This window comes from Citrobacter sp. Cpo148 (genome assembly GCF_030332375.1).
GTDB classification, from domain to species: Bacteria; Pseudomonadota; Gammaproteobacteria; order Enterobacterales; family Enterobacteriaceae; genus Citrobacter; species Citrobacter portucalensis.
In genome coordinates this window covers 1-485 of the sequence record NZ_JAOWHY010000008.1, presented here as the reverse complement: position 1 = coordinate 485, position 485 = coordinate 1, and the positions used below count along the sequence as shown (strand labels likewise).

The following is a 485-nucleotide window of genomic DNA, read 5'->3' as shown; positions in this document are numbered from 1 at the left end:
CCTAAAACGCCAACGCCACCGGCAGGAAACAACAGCACCCTGATTGCCAGCACCGCCTTTGTACAGGCTGCTATTCTTGCTCTGATTGGTGGCGCACCGGCAACGCTGGATACGCTGAAAGAAATTGCGGCAGCTATCAATAATGACCCGAATTTCAGTACCACCATTAACAATGCGCTGGCACTGAAAGCACCACTGGCAAGCCCGGCCCTGACCGGAACGCCAACGGCTCCGACTGCGGCGCAGACTGTGAACAATACGCAGATTGCCACTACAGCATTTGTGAAGGCAGCTATTGCCGGGCTGGTTGGTTCATCGCCGGAGGCGCTGGACACACTGAATGAACTGGCAGCTGCGCTGGGGAATGATCCTAACTTTGCGACAACAGTGATGAACGCGCTGGCGGGGAAACAGCCCCTCGATGCCACTTTGACTAACCTCAGCGGGAAAAGTGTTTCGGCACTTCTACAATACCTTGGTTTGGG

Annotated in this window: 1 pseudogene; it reads left to right on the top strand. The window is 55.3% G+C overall.

Annotated elements, in window-relative coordinates:
• Positions 1-485: pseudogene (locus tag OGY10_RS00035) on the top strand (phage tail protein); the annotation flags it as partial.